Annotated in this window: 17 protein-coding genes; 7 read left to right on the top strand and 10 right to left on the bottom strand. The window is 46.4% G+C overall.

Annotated features, from left to right (window positions below; all coding sequences use genetic code 11):
- Positions 1–4 precede the first annotated feature (4 nt).
- The 7 genes from XMA127_RS01450 to XMA127_RS01420 all read right to left on the bottom strand — a co-directional run bounded on the left by XMA127_RS01450 (position 5) and on the right by XMA127_RS01420 (position 5,234).
- Positions 5–1,411, bottom strand: a complete 1,407-nt coding sequence (locus XMA127_RS01450; RefSeq protein WP_173498849.1) for a mannose-1-phosphate guanylyltransferase/mannose-6-phosphate isomerase — start codon at positions 1,409–1,411, stop codon at positions 5–7.
- An 8-nt stretch (positions 1,412–1,419) separates the two neighbouring features.
- Entirely contained in the window at positions 1,420–2,586 is a 1,167-nt protein-coding gene (locus XMA127_RS01445) for a nucleotide sugar dehydrogenase (protein ID WP_173498848.1), read from the bottom strand.
- A gap of 260 nt (positions 2,587–2,846) precedes the next feature.
- The gene (locus tag XMA127_RS01440) at positions 2,847–3,164 is read right to left on the bottom strand and encodes a type II toxin-antitoxin system RelE/ParE family toxin (protein WP_173480276.1); all 318 of its coding nucleotides are present in this window, start codon (positions 3,162–3,164) and stop codon (positions 2,847–2,849) included.
- Positions 3,161–3,427, bottom strand: coding sequence for a type II toxin-antitoxin system Phd/YefM family antitoxin (locus XMA127_RS01435; protein WP_173480275.1), 267 nt, complete (start codon positions 3,425–3,427; stop codon positions 3,161–3,163). Before XMA127_RS01435 ends, XMA127_RS01440 begins: the two co-directional genes overlap by 4 nt.
- A 145-nt stretch (positions 3,428–3,572) precedes the next feature.
- Positions 3,573–3,905, bottom strand: a complete 333-nt coding sequence (locus XMA127_RS01430; RefSeq protein ID WP_173495002.1) for a MarR family EPS-associated transcriptional regulator — start codon at positions 3,903–3,905, stop codon at positions 3,573–3,575.
- Positions 3,906–4,077: 172 nt separating this feature from the next.
- Entirely contained in the window at positions 4,078–4,809 is a 732-nt protein-coding gene (locus XMA127_RS01425; protein WP_173480273.1) for a nucleotidyl transferase AbiEii/AbiGii toxin family protein, read from the bottom strand.
- Complete coding sequence (locus tag XMA127_RS01420; RefSeq protein ID WP_173480272.1) at positions 4,806–5,234, bottom strand: helix-turn-helix domain-containing protein; 429 nt, start codon at positions 5,232–5,234, stop codon at positions 4,806–4,808. Before XMA127_RS01420 ends, XMA127_RS01425 begins: the two co-directional genes overlap by 4 nt.
- 142 nt (positions 5,235–5,376) lie before the next feature.
- Here XMA127_RS01420 and XMA127_RS01415 point away from each other — a divergent pair, with 142 nt between their 5' ends.
- On the top strand, positions 5,377–6,324 hold the full coding sequence (locus tag XMA127_RS01415) for a tyrosine-type recombinase/integrase (protein ID WP_173498847.1): 948 nt from the start codon (positions 5,377–5,379) through the stop codon (positions 6,322–6,324).
- Here XMA127_RS01415 and rfaH read toward each other — a convergent pair.
- Positions 6,317–6,796 carry a transcription/translation regulatory transformer protein RfaH gene (gene rfaH / locus XMA127_RS01410; protein ID WP_173498846.1) on the bottom strand — a complete coding sequence of 160 codons (480 nt, stop codon included), beginning with the start codon at positions 6,794–6,796 and terminating at the stop codon, positions 6,317–6,319. The two genes, XMA127_RS01415 and rfaH, sit on opposite strands and share 8 nt — an antisense overlap.
- Positions 6,797–7,874: 1,078 nt before the next feature.
- Between rfaH and XMA127_RS01405 the strand changes: the two genes are divergently transcribed.
- The 6 genes from XMA127_RS01405 (at position 7,875) to XMA127_RS01380 (ending at position 16,059) form a co-directional block, all read left to right on the top strand.
- Positions 7,875–10,028 (top strand): type I secretion system permease/ATPase, encoded by a 2,154-nt coding sequence (locus XMA127_RS01405; protein ID WP_371731492.1) that lies wholly within the window; start codon positions 7,875–7,877, stop codon positions 10,026–10,028.
- Entirely contained in the window at positions 10,025–11,332 is a 1,308-nt protein-coding gene (locus XMA127_RS01400) for an HlyD family type I secretion periplasmic adaptor subunit (RefSeq protein ID WP_173498845.1), read from the top strand. The genes XMA127_RS01405 and XMA127_RS01400 overlap by 4 nt, the downstream gene beginning before the upstream one ends.
- Positions 11,333–11,623, top strand: coding sequence for a hypothetical protein (locus tag XMA127_RS01395; RefSeq protein ID WP_173480266.1), 291 nt, complete (start codon positions 11,333–11,335; stop codon positions 11,621–11,623). It begins immediately after the preceding gene.
- 12 nt (positions 11,624–11,635) lie between these two features.
- Entirely contained in the window at positions 11,636–15,382 is a 3,747-nt protein-coding gene (locus XMA127_RS11985) for a calcium-binding protein (protein WP_173498844.1), read from the top strand.
- Positions 15,383–15,499: 117 nt separating this feature from the next.
- A complete protein-coding gene (locus tag XMA127_RS01385) occupies positions 15,500–15,757 on the top strand; it encodes a type II toxin-antitoxin system Phd/YefM family antitoxin (RefSeq protein WP_173480264.1) in 258 nt (85 codons plus the stop codon).
- On the top strand, positions 15,745–16,059 hold the full coding sequence (locus XMA127_RS01380; RefSeq protein ID WP_173494998.1) for a type II toxin-antitoxin system RelE/ParE family toxin: 315 nt from the start codon (positions 15,745–15,747) through the stop codon (positions 16,057–16,059). The genes XMA127_RS01385 and XMA127_RS01380 overlap by 13 nt, the downstream gene beginning before the upstream one ends.
- A gap of 42 nt (positions 16,060–16,101) precedes the next feature.
- Here XMA127_RS01380 and XMA127_RS01375 read toward each other — a convergent pair whose 3' ends face one another.
- Positions 16,102–16,686 carry a type IV pilus biogenesis/stability protein PilW gene (locus XMA127_RS01375; RefSeq protein WP_173494997.1) on the bottom strand — a complete coding sequence of 195 codons (585 nt, stop codon included), beginning with the start codon at positions 16,684–16,686 and terminating at the stop codon, positions 16,102–16,104.
- A gap of 62 nt (positions 16,687–16,748) precedes the next feature.
- Complete coding sequence (gene mrcB, locus XMA127_RS01370) at positions 16,749–19,085, bottom strand: penicillin-binding protein 1B (protein ID WP_173498843.1); 2,337 nt, start codon at positions 19,083–19,085, stop codon at positions 16,749–16,751.
- Positions 19,086–19,152 lie beyond the last annotated feature (67 nt).

Genomic DNA, 19,152 nt, shown 5'->3' with positions numbered 1-19,152 from the left:
TTCGCTATTCTCTTCCGTAAATATCTTCAAATCTTAAAATATCATCTTCACTAAGATAGGGGCCCGACTGTACTTCAATCAGCTCCAGCGGTATCTTTCCGGGGTTATGCAACGAGTGAACCGAACCTACTGGCAAGTAGACCGACTCATTCTCGGTAACCAACATCTCCTCATCATCGCGGCGAACAGTGGCCGTACCGGATACTACAATCCAATGTTCTGAGCGGTGGTGATGCATCTGTACTGATAGCTTGGCACCCGGCTTCACAGTAATTCGCTTAACCTGGTACCGCTCACCGTTATCGATGGAATCGTATTTACCCCAGGGACGATAAACCTCGCGGTGCAACTGATGCTCTGTACGCCCCTCAGCCTTAAGCTGCTCGACGATCTTCTTAACGTCCTGCACCTGATTCTTGTCAGCAACCAGTACAGCGTCTTTAGTTTCTACGATAACGACATCCTTGAGACCGACCGTAGCAACAAGTTTATTGGTTGAGTGGATCAGACAGTCCTGCGTGTAATAAGTCATAACATCACCGCGGACTGCGTTACCGTCTGTATCTTTATCAGTCACTTCCCATAGAGAAGACCAAGCACCGACATCGCTCCAGCCAGCATCCAGCGGTACCACCACAGCGCTATCTGTCTTCTCCATAACGGCATAGTCGACTGACTCATCCGGACAAGCTGCAAAGGCGTGTTCATTAATGCGCACGAAGTCCATATCAGGCTTGGTTTCAGACAACGCCTGCTTACACGCTTCCAAAATATCTGGGCGGAATTTCTCAAGCTCTTCCAGGTAACGACTCGCTTTGAACAGGAACATCCCTGAGTTCCAGTAGTACTCGCCTGACGCGACGTAGCTGGTCGCAAGCTCCAAGTCGGGCTTTTCAACGAACTCTGCGACCGTATAGCCGTCGCCCTGCTCTGTGCCGCGGCGAATATAGCCGTATCCAGTTTCGGGACCTGTAGCAACGATACCAAAGGTAACCAAACTGCCCGCCTCTGCCAGCGGCTGCGCACGGCTTACAACTGAACGAAACTCGGCTTCATTTTGAATAACATGATCGGCTGCAAGCACCAGCAACAGAGGGTCATCCCCCTTTGCTGTTGCTTCAAGCGCCGCCAGCGCAATTGCTGGTGCGGTGTTACGGCCAACCGGTTCAAGCAGTATCTCTGCTTTTACACCGAGTTGACGGATCTGCTCAGCCGCAATAAAGCGGTGCTCTTCGTTGCAGATCAGCATCGCTTCAGATCCCGAAAGCCCCTTCACACGGCTTAGGGTCGCCTGCAGCATCGTTTGCTCTGCGGCCAAGGGTAAAAACTGTTTTGGATAGAGTGAGCGCGACAAGGGCCAAAGGCGCGAGCCGGAACCACCCGCCATTACAACTGTTTTAATTACTGACATTACTTATCCTAGTCCGAGCCGAATAGGTCTCGTGTGTATACTTTGTCAGGGACATCGCTAAGCGAATCAGACCTACGATTCGCAACAATCACGTCACTTACGGCTTTAAATTCCTCCAAATCCCGAATTACTTTTGAATTAAAGAATTCATCACCGTCGAATGAAGGCTCATAGATAACGACTTCGATGCCCTTCGCCTTGATACGCTTCATTACCCCTTGAATCGCCGAAGCCCGGAAGTTGTCCGAGCCCGTTTTCATCACCAGGCGATAAACACCAACCACCCTCGGTCGTTTGGCGATAATGGAATCAGCCACGAAATCCTTCCGCGTGGTGTTCGAATCTACGATAGCTCGGATGATGTTTGATGGTACATCTGCGTAGTTAGCCAACAACTGTTTAGTATCCTTCGGCAGGCAGTATCCGCCATAACCGAAGCTCGGGTTGTTGTAATGATTTCCGATACGTGGATCTAAACTAATACCATCAATAATTTGCTTAGTATCCAAATCATGCGTGGCTGCATAGGTATCTAGTTCATTAAAGAAAGCTACTCGCATAGCCAAATATGTATTAGCAAACAACTTTATCGCTTCGGCTTCGGTAGAGTCAGTATAAAGAATTGAAATCTCTTCTTTAATTGCTCCATCACGAAGCAACTTTGCAAACACCTCTGCGCGCTCCGACCGCTCACCCACAACAATTCTTGATGGGTGAAGGTTGTCATAAAGCGCCTTACCCTCACGCAGAAACTCTGGCGAGAATATTACATTCTCAGTACCAAATCGTTCTCGAGCTTCGACTGTAAACCCGACAGGAATAGTTGATTTAATCACCATTACTGCATCCGGATTAATTTGCATTACATCTTTGATTACTGATTCAACGCTACTGGTGTTGAAGTAATTAGTTTCAGGATCATAATCCGTCGGCGTCGATATGATTACAAAATCAGCATCTTTATATGCTTCGACTGAATTTGTAGTGGCCGTTAAACGCAGAAATCGCTCGTCCAGGAATTCTTGAATTTCTTTATCTTCAATTGGTGACTGCTTGGCATTGATCATATCCACTTTGGATTGAACAATATCAAGGGCAACGACTTCATTATACTGTGCCAGAAGCACGGCGTTGGATAACCCTACGTACCCAGTTCCCGCTACCGCTATTTTCACTAAACTTATTTCCTTAAAACTTTGTCACCACCTCTTCGAGGAGGTTCCTACAAACATAGTCAAACATATGTACGACTCATTGAGAAAACCCAACAACCTAAAACCCTTGCTGTAACCTTGCTCAAAACTTAGGGCAATCTTAGGGTAGTTTTGAATAGTTAAGCCTCTATATTCAAACCTAGATTAGCTTTCGATAAGGGCCACGTATCGCGCACTCATTAGGGGCTTAGCGACAAAACTTTTCAACCAATCGGTTAAAACTATCTAACACTAGGTCGCCAATAATCTCTTTGACCATGTCGCACATGGAGAACGTAAACCTTGGAATTTATAACAGTAAAAAGAACTCTCCAACGGCTTGCTTTTCCATACAGTAATTGTCGGATTTCTTCTTCGAACTCGGAGTTTTCAGGCGCCAAAGGATGCGATTCAGGAAATATCTCCAGGCTTAGAATTTTTTCCTCAAGGCCACTTTTCCATTTCGCGGCATAAACAGGATTTTCAAGCTGATACCACCTGAAAGCCTCAAGAATGTTTTCCCCAGCAAATGGCGTAATAACGACAGCGTAATGCTTCATTTTAACGTCGCAAAAAAGTCACTCGCCTCAAGTCCGTCACCATCTAGGGCTTGAGATAGGCCTTTACGAATTCCTGCCACACTTTGCGCGTATTCAAGTTGATCCTGTGCTTCTTGCCAAGCATCTGCATCCATAACCACAAGGGCAGGCTTTCCATTCACGGTTAAGATGGAAGGTCGACCGCTATCTTTTAAATGACTTACAAAGTTAGCCGTATCTCGCTTAAATTCAGTTAGCGGTCGAATATCTTTAGTTATATCCATAATAGACACCATATAATCACTTAATATGCGTCATTATAGATGCGAAAGCGATGTTTTGTCGAATGTGCATCTCATGGTTTTGCCCAGGGAAAAACCACTCTAAAGCAACACCTCGTACCCAATTTTGATTTTTAGTTCTCAACACTCACTCTTCGATTCTTGATTGAATGTCCGCTATTTCAGCCTTTAAACGCTCGTACTCTTCCACCTTCCGTTTTAAGAATCGCGCAGTAATAACCCCTTTATCTGAAATGCCTTTGGGAGTCAGAAGGTACAAGTAACCGGATTTGTTATTTGAACGCTTGAAGTTTTCCGCTTTAACCAGGCCACGCACTATGAGTGCAGACAATACGTAGTTGGTTTTACCCACACTCACCCCCAGCTGCGAAGCCAGTTCGCGCTGTGAAATATCTGGGCGCTCTTCTATTAACTGAAGAACCCGGTAATCGTATTCAAGGGTATCGCTGTTTTGGGTCATTTAGGCACGCTACCGCCCCTGCTTGCCACAGTGCGGTTACATTTAAAACGTTCGTTCAATCTATGAACATAGACTAACAATGTTGCAATACCTTTACAAAGCATTGTTAGTTATATCGATCTAATATGCAGACTTTAATAAGGCACTCAGGAACCGAATTACCTATAAGATGTTACAAACAATTAGCGGAATCTCGCTCTAACTTTTTCAATTTTTGCCATAGCACAGCTCTAGGGAGATCGATACTCATTGCCTCCATACATTGATCGAGTCGTTTCGGTGTTTCAGTTAGGTAGGTAAGTGACTTTTTCAAATCTTGCATAATTGAGGATCCATAGGCTGTTTCAGCTTTGGAGATGGCCTGACCAAGCTCTTTCTTTGATAGTCCCAACATCGATAAATCAATAATATCCCTAGAATAAACCGCGCGATCCGCCCAACGATCTGAATTAGCAAGTAATTTTGTAGTCGCCATATCAAGCCTACTCAATATGGATACTCCACATATCCTCGAGACTACACCAGGCTTTTGAATCTCTACTCTACCCTCATTCACTATTTCAAATTTTATCAATGCACTTTCGTTAATACTCACCACCATACGTATTCCATACTGATCCATACGCATTCGATCTATAGCTAACCCTTCTTGGTGCTCTTTAAACAGACCCAATCCCACTTGGTGTCCTTTCGCTACCTCTCGCAATGCGCGATAACCTTCCTTGCTAGAGACCACAAAATCTATATCAATAGATTCTCGGTATTCCCCATAAGCAAGGGCGATTGCCGTTCCTCCACCAAAAAAGCACTCACTCATATCAAAGAGATCTGTATTAATCGCCTCAAGCACCTTAGCAATAAGTTGATGGTGGGGTCTTTTAAAATTGTAATCGCAAGTCTTCATGAAAACGCTCTATTTAAATTTGCCATCAATAACTTTTCTGATTCTGCCATTTCATTTTCATCAAAGTGACGGGAGTTCCTTTCGTAAATGGCATGTGCTTCGAAAGGTTTTAGGTAGTCTCTACCCGTTATATGCCAAGAGAGCTTTTTAAGTTCTGGATAGTCTTTAAGTCGAATGATGACAGGGATAAAGTCATCTGGATTGAGCTGGCGAGACCCCTCTTTTACTTTCTCGGCTAACGTTAGCTCAAGATTTAACGCATCGACTACAGCGAGATAGCTATTCAAGCTTGATGCTCCCTCACCTTTCTCAATTCGATGCAATGTAACTCTTGAAATACCCGAAGCACCTGACAATGCTTCAGCGGTTACGTTCAAGCGTTTTCGTTCTTGCTTTATTGCTATCCCAATATTTTCAGCGTCCACTTAAAACACCATTTTTGTTTCATATTTTTTACAATATAGTGTTTTTGATAAATTTTTGATACATTTTTATCTATGAACTTTTTAAAACAGTATCCACACTTTGCGTCTACACTTAAAACATCACGATACAGGGAGGTAAGTGATGGACGTAAAACAATTTTTAGATGATTTGATGGCACAACTCGATGGTGCCTTTGCTGAAAACACCCTCAAAGCGTATCGCAGTGACTTTAAGCACTTTGCTAACTGGGCAATATCCAATGGTTTAGATCCTCTACCCCCTAAAGCTTCAGATCTAGCAGCCTACATCGCCGATATGTCCGAACGTCAGAAGAGTGCAACGATTCGACGCCGTATAGACACGTTGGGATCCATCTGCTTTTTCTCTGGCTTTGGTAGTCCTACCAAAACACCAGAAGTTAAAATTGCTCTGAAAAAGATGCATCGAAAAATCGGTAGGCAGCAGAAACAGGCGCACCCGCTGACACTCGATCTTTTAGAGCAACTTTTAAAAAAATGTGACTCCTCTCTAGCCGGTCGGCGCAATGAACTTCTGCTTAGAATCGGTTATGAGACCATGCGCCGCTCCTCAGAGATCTGTTCATTCTGTTTCGAGGACTTAAAGACACTTCCAAACGGTCACTTTGCGTTAAACCTTAAACGCTCTAAAACCGATCAGTTGGGCGATGGCAAACTCATCCCTATAAGCGATCTACTAGCAACCAAGATAAATAAATGGAAGCGTCGAATCGGTGCTACAGAGGGGCGTATTCTGCGATCCATCCGCAAAGACAACAAAACCTTGGGTGACAAACTCAACCCGGCATCCATTAATATTATTCTGGTCGATCTGCAATATAGGGCTAGGCGTAGAGATCTGCCACACTTAAGCGGCCACTCGTTTCGAGTAGGCGCTGCTCTGGATATGTTGAATGCAGGCGTGCCGTTAGAGAAGATTATGCTGCGTGGCGGATGGCGAAAAGAGACAACGACATTAAGGTACCTGCAGAGTTGGGTCGATAACGTAAACCCAGCCGAACTTCAAATTGAGGAGTGTACGCCGATTTGGGAGGTTACGGCCTCTAACTAAGAGCCGAAAGCTCTACGGACATCTTCTGCCAACGCCCCAATAACTCGAGCAAGACAAACGCTCTTTGTTCACCGTCGTATTCTAAAAACACTGCTTGCAGGTCTTTAAATGGCCCCTCATTGATAGAAACCTTATCGTCTTTGCTGAACTGCTTTTCAGAATCGATGTGCCTTAACTGAGCTCGAATGGCGTTAACGACAGCCGTTGGCACGATAGCTGGCTCATTTCCAAAGTTAATCAGCTTAGCCACGCCTCGTGTAGATCGAATAGGGCGCCAATTACTCTCTTCTTTGGAGAGGTAAATGAATAGATAACCTGGAAAAAGCGGTGTCTCTATTTCAGTTCGCTTTCCTTGTTTGATTTGCTCAGTTTTAAGCAGCGGCAGGTAGGTTTCAAAACCTTGCTGTTCAAGCTCAAATTGGGCTTTAAACAATTGACCAGGCTTTGATTGAATGACGAACCAGCTGTACATGACTTTGTCTCAAGAACTATTCTTAAAGCATTATAAACAAAAAAGAACGCGCCTTGAGAAATTCCATCTTCTCGCGGCGCGTAAGATTTTTGGCATTTGCCTGAGATCCCTCTCATCACTTCAATCCTTTGAAGTGTTTGTAAAGCAAACAACACTCCATTGCAGTTCACTTTACTGGGATCACTCCCATGTGAGCCACTCCTTTGGCTCCTTTAGCTACCTAGGTAACTAAATCAAAATAGTGTGCGCTTTGAAAAACTCCCTTTTCTCGCCACGCAACAGATATTAGTCGAAACTTGAGATCCCTCTCCAAACCTCACTCCGTTGAGGTTTGAGTGTAATGCATCATTGCCATCCTTAGCCGATCACATCACTGGACATTAAACGACAGACTCAATCGAAGGGACTCATTCCTGTAAAACTGTAGTGCCTGCTAGGGAACACTACAGAGTCAGAGTCTATCGTTCAGGGATCCCTCCCTGCTGTGCCCATCCTGCGGCACCCTTAACCGCCCTCATAACACGGTTAAATATATGGTTGATGCGCATTGAAAAACTCCCTCTTTTCGCGGCGCATCAGATTTTGGCAATTGCCGAAGATCCCTCTCCAAACCCAAATCCCTTTGGGTATTTGCATGCATCGGATCATCCTTGATCGATCAACATGTCGATTTCAATCAGCTCTCAGGAGCGAAGGGGGAGCTCACTAACTAATCCACTATGCTGGATGGATTGGTTAGGTGGAAAACCGATTCGAGATCTCTCTCGTTATCCCCATTCCGTCGGGGATGTATATAGGTATAGAACAAGATTTAAATTTTTGCGTAATAAAAAATGAAAAAAAGTTTAAAAAAGTTCGATTTTTTAACAAAAACCCAGAGCAACATCTCTCTCAAACCCCTATGGATAGTGACTTTCAGGTAGATTTTAAAAAACTAAAAAAATTTGTCGTTTTTTTCTAAAAAATGATGGCCATCGCAAATCTAAGACTAACTAGTGGAATAAAAAACAAAAAAATTACGCACATTTTCAAATCCTCTGCTAAACCTTAATGAGGTGTCCACGGAGGGATAGTTATTGTGAATTCATTTGAATCAGCCATATACAGCATTACGACATTAGCCAAGCTTAGACATAAAGCTTGCGATACAGAGCAGTTGCGCCATCAATGGCAAACATCCAAATCCACACTGACAGAAACGGATTTCATAAGAGCGCTAAACTCACTTAACCTAAAAGCAGGGATAAGAAACTGTAAAATCAGTGACTTACACAATGAATTTATGCCCGTTGCAGCACCTATGTCCGATGGGCAATACCTCACCCTTCTTCGCGTTAATCAAAATGGGCAGGATTGGTTCTGCTTAGTCATCAAGCCCGGCGAGACCACACCCAGAAAACTCAATTTGGCAGAGTTTGATCAGCTCTGGGATAACAGAATTATTTTCATTAAAGAGCGAGAAACCCTAGGTTATGATCGCCGATTTGATCTGAAATGGTTTATTCCTTCCCTGATTAAACACAAAGGGATTTTTACCGAAGCCATCATAATTTCTGTATTCCTTCAGCTATTTGCCCTAGCCACGCCCTTTTTCTTTCAAATCGTTATGGACAAAGTGCTGGTGCATAGAGGCTTCACTACGCTGGATATTCTGGCCATCGGATTTGCTGCACTGCTGATGTTTGAATTGGTGATGGGCATCGTTCGCAACTACCTGATGGTTCATACCACCAGCAGAATTGACGTGGAGCTTGGCGCTAAGCTTTTTAACCATGTCATGCGCTTACCTGCAGCCTATTTCGATTCACGCCAAGTAGGGCATACCGTGGCGAGAATCAAAGAGCTAGACACACTAAGGGAGTTCATCACTGGGGGTGCATTGACCCTGATGATTGATCTTAGCTTTCTTCTGCTCTTCATCGCTGTGCTTTGGATGTTTAGCCCTACGCTCACGTGGATCGTTCTTGGGTCACTTCCGTGCTACTTGCTGTTATCTATACTCATCACACCCACTTTGCGCCATCGCTTAAATGAGAGTTTCAAACGCAGTGCCGAAAACCAAGCGTTTCTGGTTGAATCGATCACGGGCATCGATACCGTTAAATCAATGGCGCTTGAGCCAAAGATGCAGCAACGCTGGGAAAAGCAGATTGCCCAAGCGACCAGCATCGGCTTCAAAGCTAAAAACCTCGGTAATATCGCGACTCAAATTGCTCAGTTTATTAGCAAGTTCACCACGGTGTTAATTATCTGGTTTGGTGCCCTTCTGGTCATGGACAATCAGTTAACCATCGGTGAATTGATTGCATTTAATATGATCGCGGGTCGAGTCAGCGCACCCATTTTGAAACTGGTTCAACTCTGGCAAGACGTCCAACAAGCGGGTATATCCTTGAAACGTCTCGGCGATATACTCAATACGCCCTCTGAGTCTGACGCTCAGACAAGCCAAGCGTCTCTCCCTAGCTTGCAAGGCTCCATTGCCTTTCAACACGTCAGTTTTCGCTACAGTCTGAATAGCCCCACGGTTCTGAATAGGATCAACCTTGAGATCAACGCCGGAGAATCGATCGGTATTGTCGGCGCTTCAGGCTCTGGCAAAAGCACACTGACCAAGCTGATTCAACGGACTTACCTACCCAACTTAGGAAAGGTGCTCATTGATGGTGTTGATTTAGCACAGGTCAACACTGATTGGCTTAGATCCAATATCAGCGTCGTTCCACAAGAGAGCTTTTTATTCAATAAAAGTGTGCGCGACAACATTGCGATACGCACACCCGGTGAATCGCTAGAAACCATTGTCAAAGCCGCCAAACTGGCCGGTGCGCACGAGTTTATCACTGAGCTTCCAGCTGCTTATGACACCTTGGCGGGTGAGCGTGGCAGCAACCTCTCAGGGGGGCAGCGCCAGCGAATCGCGATAGCGAGAGCCCTGATCAGCAATCCAAAAATTCTGATTTTTGACGAAGCAACGAGCGCGCTCGATTACATTTCAGAAGAGAAAATCCGTCAGCAGATGCACTTGATCTGCAAAGGGCGCACCGTCATCACCGTCGCTCACCGCCTCAACACAGTAAGACACTGCGATCGAATTCTTGTACTTGATCAAGGCGAGTTAGCTGAGTCTGGCACCCATCAAGAGCTGATGACATTAAACGGCCGCTACGCCGAAATGATTCGTCTTCAATCGGCCGATCAACCATCAGAATTTAAGGAGGCCATCGCATGAGGCTGACATCAAAAGAGCTGCACGATTTTTTACCTGGTGCGCTACTGATTCAAGAGCGACCACCCAAGAAATGGCCGAGGGTAACTGCCTACTTAATCGCCCTGCTGATGATGTCAGGGCTCACCTGGGCGTCTATTGGTGAGGTCGACATTGTGGCAAGGGCATCTGGAAAAGTCATTCCAACTGGACAAACAAAACGAGTTCAATCGTCTATCACAGGGAAAATCGATGCCATCCACATCACCAATGGTGATGAGGTTCAAGCCGGTGAAACCCTCATTGAACTGGATGCCACGGAACCCTTTAATCAACTCCAACAGAGGCTGGAGCAATATGAGTTTAAGCAACACGAGATAGAACGCACCTGGCACTTTGCTGAGTATTTAGAGAAAGGCAACGTCAAGTATCTGTCATCCTCTAACCCTCAACAGGCGCTTTTCTCAGAACAGATAGAGAGTTATACCCGAAAAATTGAACAGTTAAACGCGCAACTGCGCAGCTCAGAATTGAGTCATTCACAGGCTAAAACGCAACTCGATTCAATGTCACGACTCCGCTCAATTGTTGAGGCCGAAACAGAAGCGATTGAGTCATTGGTTAAAAACGGCGCTGCATCAAACAGCGCCCTTCTTACCCAACGCCAACGGCTTATTGAAGTGGAAGCTAGCGTAAGGGCGTTACAACTGGACGTAGCTTCAACCTTGAGCCAGGCCGTTTCAATTCAAAAGCAGATCCAAGCATTTAAAGCAGAGAGCAAAGCGCAGACGTTGAACGAGCTGCTTCGACTGCAAGAGGCAGCCAGAGTTCTTAACGGCGATATCACCCAATTAGAGTGGTTTATTGAGCAGCATAACATTCGCGCACCGATTGACGGGATAGTCAGTGATCTCAACGCATTTACAGTTGGCGCTATCGCTACCAGCGCTGAGACCCTAATGAATCTTGTGCCACTGAATCAATCATTAAGAGTCGAAGCCTGGTTGCAAAACAGCGATGTAGGTTTTGTACAAACAGGCCAACGCGCCGAAATTAAAGTGGATGCATTCTCGTTCACAAAATACGGCGTAATCGATGCTGAGATCGTTCACCTTGGCGCCGATGCACAACAAAATGAACAAGGCGTTTTACTCTTTCCTGCAGAACTTAAACTCTTCTCAGAAACCTTAGAAATCGACGGCAATTCCCACCCCCTGCAACCCGGGATGAGCGTCAGCGCGGAATTAAAAACAGGCAAAAGGAGGATCATCGAATATCTACTTTCACCGTTACTAAGAATGAAAACTGACTCAATTGAGGAGCGTTAAATGGAAAATGAAGAAGAACATGATGTGTTTAAGGAAGAACCGGTCACTCTTAAACAAATACTATTTGGAAAACTAATCTTCTTTGGGACTCTAACTATTTTCATGTTGTTTATCCCAAAAAATGAATATTTCCAATACTTCGGTTACACAGTAATCATAGCAATCATTACAGCTCTAGTTTCACGAATGAAACTGGTTTCTATGAGTACTACACATTATCTATTACTGGGTCTAACAGGATACGGAATTGCCCTATGGATCCTCGCAATCACTCAAGCATTTAATAAATAAAAGGATATAAAGATGACGACTATCGCCAAGGAAGGTTTTGTTGACGCACTTTCACTAACCGTAAGCACCCATACCTATGAACGAAACGTGGGTATATTCAGTTCTAAAGAATCTACAACACTAGAAAAATTATCAGCTTTTGCTGCTATTACTGCAGCTGCAATTGACGCTACTACAGACAGCATATCTCCATTGGGCATGACTTTAGGGCGTATGTTTGGAACCGTTGCTTTTACCACAGCCCTTGCTGAGGTCCTTGAGGATTTTGATCAAGGTGAATTCGAACTTGGAAATGCAATCGCACTAGTTGGCACAGCCGCCTCACTGGTACCCGGTCCTCATACTGCCGCTCTAGTGCCATTGATGGCGCTCTATCCGCTTGCCGATGACTTTGGCGAGTATCTCGCTGAAAAGGGAACATTAGATCCGATCTTCGACCTGCTTTTGCATCAGCCTGATGTGGAACTCACCTGGAACGATTGGGAGTTTGCAGCGAACGATCAATATGTTGAGGCACCCAGTTTCGCCAATGCAGAGTCGATCACCTCACCACTCGTTTTAGATCTGGACGGAGACGGAGTCGAAACTATTGGTATTGATCAAGGTGTCTATTTCGACCACGCTGGCGATGGTTTTGCTGAAAAAACTGGATGGGTATCACCTGATGATGGCGTGTTGGCCATCGACCTGAATAATAATGGCAAAATCGATGACGGAACGGAGCTGTTTGGTAATAACACCCAGCTATCTAACGGAGACAAGGCCGCCAATGGGTTTGAGGCTCTAAAAGAGTACGACTCTAATTCCGATGGGGTGATCGATGAGTTTGATCGAGATTTCCAAGCGCTTAAAGTCTGGCAAGACCTCAATTTAGATGGACAAACTCAAGAGTTTGAACTGAAAACTCTAGAAGAGCTCGGAATCACATCGATCAACCTGGACTACTCTGAAGATTCACAGCAACAACAAGGCAACCACTTCATTCAAACGAGCTCGTTTGCAAATACAAATAGCCCTTCCAATGAGCTGGTCGATGTCTGGTTTCAAACTGATGAAACGCAATCCATCTATCAGGATTCCACTCAAACAGCTGATGACCTAATCAACTACCCTGATATTAAGGGCTGGGGTTATGTGGCCAACCTACAACAGGTAATGGCACACAATACAGAGCTCAAATCGATGGTTGACCAGTTCATTCAAGAGTCCGACCCTGCTGCACGATCTGCGTTGGTTAATGAGATCATCTACCAGTGGACGGGGGTAGCCGACGTCGACCCCTACAGTCGCGACCCAAGCCGCATTTATGGGCACGTCATGGATGCTCGACAGCTTGAGGCGTTAGAAGAGTTAACGGCTAAAGACTATGTTGGCACCTGGTGCTGGGGTGAACATGACCCAAACCCACATGGCCGCGCGGCACCGGTTCTGATCGCACAATTCAAAGCATTTAGCGACTATGTCGAAGGGCAGCTCAACGCCCAAACCCACTATGCTGAGGCTTTTGATTTGATTGGGGTTAAATTTGATTCAAGCACCGGTCAGTTCGCTCCAGATACCGCCAACTTCGAAGCCCATCTGCAAAGCCTTATCGATCAAAACGATCTGTCACAAGCCAACTTACTCTTCAAAACAGTGCAGCAGCTATCGAATCTGTCGCCCGCTTATGACGATGTAATAGATGATTTGAAAGAGAATCCCTCTCTTGCCCCTTGGCTGATTGATTCACAGATTTTGGGCACAGACGCTTCTGAGACCCTGACGGGCTCAAATGCTGATGATCTAATCACCGGTGGTTTAGGCGATGACCAACTTTTTGGTGGTGAGGGGAACGATCTGTACCGCTACAGCATTGGGGATGGCTCTGATCAAATCTATGACAGCCAAGGAGAGGATGTAATTCTGTTTGGCGAAGGTATCTCAGTCAGCAACCTTTTGTTTGAGCGGGGCATCAGTCACGTCGATATTCATCTGCTGAATGAAGATGGCGCAAAAAGTGGCGCTGCTATTCGGTTAGAAAACGTATTCGACTTTGATGGCAGCCTTCAGGAGGGCGTCATTGAAACCCTTCGTTTTTATGATGGCATGGCGCTTACGCTAACAGAAGTGATTACTCACTTTTCGACAGAGGGCGGCAACAGCGATGATTATTTATTCGGTTCCGATCTGGCGGATACACTTCAAGGCAATCAAGGTAATGACACACTTTACGGTGGATCTGGAGATGATCTTTACCTATTCACTCAAGGGGATGGACAAGACACCTTCATTGAACATTCCGGAAGAGACACAATTCGTATCGTTGGAATAGAGCAATCTGATCAGCTAACACTTCGACGCATTGGAACAGCTGGAGAGGATCTACTGATCCAATTCTCAGACCAAAACGGTCAATTAACGGGAGACCAGATCACCATTAAACAAGTCTATGACCAAGGCGCTGTTACACTCAATGTGATTGAGAATATAGAGCTAGTGAATTCGGAAGGGGTTTCAACACAGCACTCTATTTTTGAGCTTAACAGCCTCTACCAATCACTCGACTCCAATAGACTCTTTGGACTTGAGGGGGATGATGCGTTGCTAGGAAACGAGGCCAATGAATACCTAGAGGGCGCCGGTGGTGATGACCATTTAATGGGTAACCGTGGAGATGATCACTTATCAGGAGGTCAAGGAGGTGACCTGTTAGTAGGTGGTGAAGGTGCTGACGTTTTGCAAGGAGGTAAAGGCAAAGACTCCTACCTCTTTAGCCGAGGTCACGGTCAAGATGTGATCAACAACCGCGATCGTGACTCCATCGATAGGGTGCTGTTCGATTCCACTATTAGCAAAAAACAGGTCGATATCAGCCGCATCAACGATGATCTTTTGATCGAAACTGGGCAGCCGGGGGATCTAATTACCGTCAAATCCTTCTTTAATGGCGATCTGATATCACTCGACACCATCAAATTGATTGAGTTCAGTAACGGTGAACAGATGAATCTATCGGACATTGCCCAACAGACCCTTGCGACCAGCAACGGCGATGATCATATCCAAGGCTTAGCCTCTGCTGATGTCATCAGTGGTCATGGTGGCGAGGATACTATCTCCGGGGGTGGCGGCAATGATCTTATCCACGGAGATCAGAACAACGATCTCATCTATGGCGATTCCGGCGATGACGAACTCTTTGGTGATCAGGGAGAAGATCGTCTACATGGTGGCAGCGGTTCCGATCAACTGTTTGGTGGCAACGAGTCGGATCAACTTTATGGTGGGTCTGGCGACGATCAGCTATCAGGCGATAACGGCAGGGATCATCTCTTTGGGGGGAGTGGCCAAGATACACTTATGGGCGGCAACGGCGATGACCAGTTAACCGGCGGTAAAGGGGATGACCTGCTGGAGGGCGGAAAAGGCGATGATACTTACATTATTCGAGCGAATGATGGATCTGACCAAATAGTGGATAGCAGTGGGAGTGATACGATTGTATTGGAAGGCATCAATTGGGAGCGTCTACAGTTGGAGATGCTCAATGATTCGCTACTGATAAAAGACCGTGATTCCAGCACCGAGGTGACTATTCAATCGGCTAATAAAGATGGCATTGAGAGGATAGAAACTGAAGATGGCTGGGCTGACATGGCTGATATCTACGCCATCATTCATGCAATTGCCCAGTTTGATGCACTCGATGAAGAAGAGGTGACGTTGGAGGATAGAAACACCCTCAACAACACCTTAGCGACTGCCTGGCATAGTGAGTGATATTGATACTCGATAAGGGGGTCAGACCGAAAGGTCAGCCCCCTTAAGTTACCCCTGAGATGAATTCCATTTAGATAAAGTGATACAATTGTATCACTTAAAACTCAGGGGTTATCTATGAAAACAGAGTTAGTAACCAACCTTAAAAGGCACGCGACTAAAATTCTTAGTGAGTTGCACGTCAACAAGGAGCCTATCTTGATTACAGAACATGGACAGCCTTCGGCCTACCTAGTAGACGTAGAAGATTACGAGTACATGCAAAACCGATTGGCTTTGCTTGAAGCGATTGCGCTTGGTGAAAAAGACGTTGCTGAAGGCAAAGTTCATACTCAAGCTGAAGTAGAAGCCAAGTTGGACAAATGGCTAAGCTAATCTGGACAGAAAAAGCGATCGATGACCTTTCAGAATTAGCAGAGTATGTTGCTATTAGTGACAGAGCCGCAGCAAAGCAGTTAGTGCAGAGAATACTGTCTAGCGTCAGGCGACTGGAACAATATCCTGAATCAGGTCGCCGCTTACCTGAGCTTCCATTACAAAACTACAGGGAAGTGATCACTCCACCCTCACGCATCGTCTACAGAATCGAGAAAGAAAATGTCTTCGTAATTAGGGTGATACGACAAGAACGCGATTTAAGGCGGTTAATGCTAGGGCTTAACACTCATAACCGATAAGTCATTCAAATAAAATCGCGGCCTTAATAAGACCGCTCCAACTTATCGAGTAGCTTCTGCGCGTGCAGCAGCGGCGCCAGCTGCATCGCCGGCTTGTTCGCGAATCAGTGCCAGCTCACGCCAGAGTTTGCGCTGATAATCGGGAAGTCCCGTTGCAACGGCAACACCTCTTAGCGCAACCTGCTCTGCCTGAATCAGATTCAGCTGGCGGCGTTTAATAGACGCTAAATGCAAATAGACCTGTGGATCGCGCGGTGAGATACGCAGTGCGCGTTCAACTTGGGATTCAGCAGCTGCCAGATCACCTCTATCCGCAGCCTGTTTTGCTTCAGCGAGCAACGACACTGTTGCTGAGTTGGAACTTTCATCAATCGCGAGCGGCTCAGAGGGAGCAATTTGAGCGGGTTGTTGTGAAGGTTGAGTTGGTGCGAAGTTCGGCACATCGTAGATGGGGGCAACATTCACATCACCGCGGGGTTCCACCGGAACAACCGCGCCGGGTGCAACCTTTGCATTGCGTGGCGACACATCACGCTCCTCTACCGGAGTGAGGTAAGGGCTTGGGCCTGCACAACCGACCAGCAAGGTCAGCACAGCTGAAGTGGATAAAGATTGGTACAGATTCATGAACCGACTCGATGTTCTCAAGATTAAGACGCACTAAGAATAATCAGTTGATTGCAGAAAATCTAATTAAACCAACCTTTGAACCAGTCTAATGGCGATTTAATCGCCTCCCCAGGTTTGCGTTTGCCACCACAGCTGACACGTTGAACCGGTTCTGTGCCCTGAATGTAGGGAACCGAACGAGCCCCCTCACACTGCTGATCAGTTTGAACATTTTGAGATGCATCGACCCAAACGTACTCCACCTCTCTAGGTTTTAAAGCTAAATAGGGTTCGGGCTGCTCTCTCTTCATCAGATCCGTCCACACCTTTAATGCGCCGCCTGATCCAGTAAAAGGTAAGGTCGCATTGTCATCCCGGCCAACCCAAACAACGGCTAAACGGCTGCCGGTAAATCCAGCAAACCAACTGTCTCGCTGCTGATCAGATGTCCCTGTTTTACCCGCCACATTTAAGTTGCTGGGAAGCGTTCTGTAGAGCGATCTAGCCGTACCCTCACGAGCCACCGATTGCATTGCGTAGTGAATCAGATGAACCTGTTTAGGATCAACGACTTGATTGAGCTTAAAGGGGTAGCGAGAGAGCTCTTGCCCATAGGCATCGGTGACTCGACGAATGGCGCGAAGCGGCATTCTGAACCCATTCGCGGCTAGCGTTTGATAGACCTGCGCTACTTCAATAGGTGCCAAGTTGAGCGCTCCCAATAGCAGCGATGGGTAGGGTTTGATCTCTGAATCAACGCCTAGTCGCTTCAACATATCGATGACCGAATCGACTCCTATATCCAGACCTAAGCGTGCTGAGGAGAGATTGTAGGAGCGCGAAATGGCCTCATACAGGGGCACCATACCCTTCTCTTTGCCATCAAAGTTCTCAGGTGACCATACCGACCCGTCCGGCTGCTGCATCTGAAAGGCGCTGTCTTCGATCAGTGTCGTTAGGGTGTACCCCTTCTCTAACGCGGCCAAGAAGGTGGCCGGTTTAACTAAGGAACCAATCGGGCGGCGAGCATCCAAGGCCCGGTTAAATCCAGCAAATCGGGCATTACGTCCACCAATAACCGCTAACAACTCTCCTGTTTGCGGATCGGTAACCACCGTTGCGCCCTGCAGAGGCTGTGCTTTTTTGCCGTACTGTTTTTCTAACAACGCGATACGTTCACTTAACGCCGAAGCCGCATTCTGCTGCACTAAAGGATCCAGTGCTGTAAAAATACGAATCCCCTCAGAATTCAAATCCTCTTCGCGATACTCCTGTCGAAGCTGACGTTTAACCACATCGAGGTAGGCTGGGTAAGCCCCTTTTAAACGGGTGCCTCGTTTAATGACATCAAGCGGTTGTTGTATCGCACGTTGATACTGATTGGAGCTGATCATCGCTTGATCCAACAGCAGTTTCAGTACCAGATCACGGCGTTTTAGAGCTCTCTCTGGGTGACGCCGAGGATCATAATAAGAAGGCCCTTTAACCAACCCAGCTAGCAATGCAATGTGATGCAGCTCGAGTTCAGCGGCGGGACGGCCGAAGTAGAAGAGGCTACCTTGACCAAAACCGTGGATCGCACGCGCGCCATCCTGTCCCAGATAAACCTCATTAAGATAGGCCTCAAGAATCTCATCTTTCTCGTAGTGAAGATCCAACAGAACCGCCATCGGCAGTTCAAGCAATTTACGCGAGAGGGTTCTCTCAGAGGTCAGGTAGAAGTTCTTGATCAACTGCTGAGTAAGGGTACTCCCCCCCTGAACAAATCGACCCGCACGAAGATTGACCCACATCGCACGGGCAATGCCTTTCAAAGAGATGCCGAAATGATCGTAAAAGGCCCGATCTTCAACGGCAACTAGGGCCTGGGGCAGTAGACTGGGCACATCTTGAATACGCACCAGTTCACGATCTTCATTATCACCAGGGTAGATCCCCCCTATCAGCACCGGTTCTAAACGCGCCAACGTCATGGAGCGATTGTTAGCATCCATCAGGCGGGCTATCTGGCCTTGCTGAAAGCTAAGGGTGACGCGTTTTGATCGTTCAGCGCCCTCAGGAAAATCAAAGCCACGAGTGTAGATGTCGGCTCGATTGGCACTGACTCGCGCTGTGCCAGGGCGATTGACCTGATTACCAATACTGTAACCCAGCGCTTTTAGTTCAAGCTGCAAAGCAGCAGAGTCCAAGCGTTGGCCTGGGTAGAGTTCTAATGGGCGTGCATAGACCTTAGCCGGCAACGACCAGCGTTTGCCTTCAAACTTTTCACGCACCTGCGCATCGAGGTAGACCAGACCCACCGCAGCAACAACGGTAGCGACCAAGCCCAGTTTAAAAAGAAACCAAAACAGCGATTTAGCCCAATTGCGGCTCGATTTTGCTTTGGTTTGCTTAGATTGATGTCTCTTTTTTGTCATCTTCTCAGTATAATCTTCGACTCGCTGGTGCGTATTTCGTTAGGCCAGCTTATGTTTAGTAAGGGCA

This window comes from Marinobacterium sp. xm-a-127, assembly GCF_013283425.1.
GTDB lineage: Bacteria > Pseudomonadota > Gammaproteobacteria > Pseudomonadales > Balneatricaceae > Marinobacterium_E.
This window is presented reverse-complemented; position numbering and strand designations above follow the sequence as displayed.

Excerpts from the sequence above, each read along its gene's own strand:
- XMA127_RS01395 (WP_173480266.1), top strand. The coding sequence starts at position 11,333 with ATGGAAAATGAAGAAGAACATGATGTGTTTAAGGAAGAACCGGTCACT.
- XMA127_RS01435 (WP_173480275.1), bottom strand. The coding sequence starts at position 3,427 with ATGGATATAACTAAAGATATTCGACCGCTAACTGAATTTAAGCGAGAT.
- XMA127_RS01450 (WP_173498849.1), bottom strand. The coding sequence starts at position 1,411 with ATGTCAGTAATTAAAACAGTTGTAATGGCGGGTGGTTCCGGCTCGCGC.
- XMA127_RS01440 (WP_173480276.1), bottom strand. The coding sequence starts at position 3,164 with ATGAAGCATTACGCTGTCGTTATTACGCCATTTGCTGGGGAAAACATT.
- mrcB (WP_173498843.1), bottom strand. The coding sequence starts at position 19,085 with ATGACAAAAAAGAGACATCAATCTAAGCAAACCAAAGCAAAATCGAGC.
- XMA127_RS01400 (WP_173498845.1), top strand. The coding sequence starts at position 10,025 with ATGAGGCTGACATCAAAAGAGCTGCACGATTTTTTACCTGGTGCGCTA.
- XMA127_RS01375 (WP_173494997.1), bottom strand. The coding sequence starts at position 16,686 with ATGAATCTGTACCAATCTTTATCCACTTCAGCTGTGCTGACCTTGCTG.
- XMA127_RS01425 (WP_173480273.1), bottom strand. The coding sequence starts at position 4,809 with ATGAAGACTTGCGATTACAATTTTAAAAGACCCCACCATCAACTTATT.
- XMA127_RS11985 (WP_173498844.1), top strand. The coding sequence starts at position 11,636 with ATGACGACTATCGCCAAGGAAGGTTTTGTTGACGCACTTTCACTAACC.
- XMA127_RS01430 (WP_173495002.1), bottom strand. The coding sequence starts at position 3,905 with ATGACCCAAAACAGCGATACCCTTGAATACGATTACCGGGTTCTTCAG.
- XMA127_RS01415 (WP_173498847.1), top strand. The coding sequence starts at position 5,377 with ATGGACGTAAAACAATTTTTAGATGATTTGATGGCACAACTCGATGGT.
- XMA127_RS01380 (WP_173494998.1), top strand. The coding sequence starts at position 15,745 with ATGGCTAAGCTAATCTGGACAGAAAAAGCGATCGATGACCTTTCAGAA.
- XMA127_RS01385 (WP_173480264.1), top strand. The coding sequence starts at position 15,500 with ATGAAAACAGAGTTAGTAACCAACCTTAAAAGGCACGCGACTAAAATT.
- rfaH (WP_173498846.1), bottom strand. The coding sequence starts at position 6,796 with ATGTACAGCTGGTTCGTCATTCAATCAAAGCCTGGTCAATTGTTTAAA.